Annotated in this window: 2 protein-coding genes and 1 pseudogene; 1 reads left to right on the forward strand and 2 read right to left on the reverse strand. The window is 68.5% G+C overall.

Going from position 1 to position 1,659, the window contains the following annotated elements:
• Both AC1D2E_RS35760 and AC1D2E_RS35765 read right to left on the reverse strand, forming a co-directional pair.
• Positions 1 to 186, reverse strand: a pseudogene (locus AC1D2E_RS35760) (MBL fold metallo-hydrolase); the annotation flags it as partial.
• A gap of 15 nt (positions 187 to 201) precedes the next feature.
• Positions 202 to 789 (reverse strand): LuxR C-terminal-related transcriptional regulator, encoded by a 588-nt coding sequence (locus tag AC1D2E_RS35765; protein WP_478177523.1) that lies wholly within the window; start codon positions 787 to 789, stop codon positions 202 to 204.
• 73 nt (positions 790 to 862) lie between these two features.
• On the opposite strand from AC1D2E_RS35765, the gene AC1D2E_RS35770 reads away from it, so the two are divergent.
• Positions 863 to 1,659, forward strand: a 797-nt coding sequence (locus tag AC1D2E_RS35770) for a CoA transferase subunit A (RefSeq protein ID WP_478201781.1), incomplete at its 3' end; no start/stop codon positions are given.

Consider the following 1,659-nt stretch of genomic DNA (forward strand, 5'->3'; position numbering starts at 1 on the left):
CAGCMAGGCCAGCTCGGGCGCGACCCGGGGCGTCGGTGCCAGCGGCGGCGGCGGCAGGCGGCGCCGCGCGGCCTCGCGGCGCCAGCGCAGCAGCTCCGCCAGGCTCTTGGGCTCGAACTCGATGTAGTTGTTCTGGAAGCCGTCCGGGCGGTGATGCGACTTGCCGGGGTCGTGGTACGGGTTCATCGGGTGGTGTCGACTCTAGCCGGCGATCAGCTTCTGAACCAGCTCGGCCGTGGTCGCCGCCGTGTACTTGCGCATCAGCCGGGCCCGATGGATCTCGACCGTGCGGTGGCTGATCGCCAGCGCGCGGCCGATCTCCTTCGAGGTCAGGCCCTTCATCACCTGCGCCGCCACCTCGCGCTCGCGCGGCGTCAGGTCGGCCTTGGCGGCCCGGCGCGAGCCCAGGTCCTCGAAGATCCAGATGCCGGCCTCGTGCGGCGCCTCGCGGTTCAGCGCCTGGCCGCTCACGTGGCACCAGAAGGTCTCGCCGGCGAAAACGCCGTGCAGGCCGCCCAGTCTTTTCATCATCCGGTTGTCGGCATAGCGGCCGCTGGCGTTCAGGATCGGCTCCATGCGCTTGCCGATGCGCTCGAATTCGGCGACGCTCGGGTACAGGACGCGAAACGACTGGCCGACCAGCGCGCTGCGCGTGGCACCGAACATCTCGCACAAGCGCGCATTGCAGTCGACGATGATCCGGTGCCGCGACAGCACCATGCCCACCGGCGCCTGCTCGAAGGCGAGCCGGTAGTCGATGGCGGCGAGCGCGGTGTCGGGGGTGTCCATTACGAAATACTACGTATGCCAGTACGTAGTATCGTTCGGAGTCCGGATTTCAACCATCACCCTGCGAGGAACCATGGCGAACAAGATCTATCCCTCCGCCGACGCGGCGCTCAAGGGCGTCGTCGCCGACGGCCAGACACTTGCCGTCGGCGGCTTCGGCCTGTGCGGCATTCCCGAGGCGCTGATCGACGCGCTGCACGACTCGGGCGTCAAGAACCTGACCTGCATCTCGAACAACGCCGGCGTCGACGGCTTCGGCCTCGGCAAGCTGCTCGAAACGCGGCAGATCAAGAAGATGGTCGCCAGCTACGTCGGCGAGAACAAGGAGTTCGAACGCCAGTACCTGGCCGGCGAACTCGAGCTCGAATTCACGCCGCAGGGCACGCTGGCCGAGAAGCTGCGCGCCGGCGGCGCCGGCATTCCGGCCTTCTTCACCAAGACCGGCGTCGGCACGCAGGTCGCCGAGGGCAAGGAGCTGCGCGAGTTCGACGGCGAGACCTACGTGATGGAGCGCTCGCTGGTGCCCGACGTGGCGCTGGTCAAGGCCGACGTGGCCGACAAGTCGGGCAACCTGCGCTTCCGGCTCACGGCGCGCAACTTCAACCCGGCCGCCGCGATGGCCGGCAAGATCTGCATCGTCGAGGTCGAGAAGATCGTCGAGGTCGGCGAGATCGCCCCCGACGACGTCCATCTGCCGGGCATCTACGTGCACCGCATCGTGCTCAATGCGACGCCCGAGAAGCGCATCGAGAAGCGCACCGTGAGCGCCGCGGCGCCGGTCGATGCGCTCGCCGCCAAGGTCGAGGCCCAGGCCGTGATCGCGCAGGCCGCGGCCGGCGTCGAAGTGCCCGCCCCCGTCAAGAACACCAA

The sequence above is a fragment of the Variovorax sp. P1_H2 genome (genome assembly GCF_056405295.1).

Bases quoted from the DNA above. Each gene is read 5' to 3' on its own strand.
- AC1D2E_RS35765 (WP_478177523.1), bottom strand. From the start codon at position 789: ATGGACACCCCCGACACCGCGCTCGCCGCCATCGACTACCGGCTCGCC.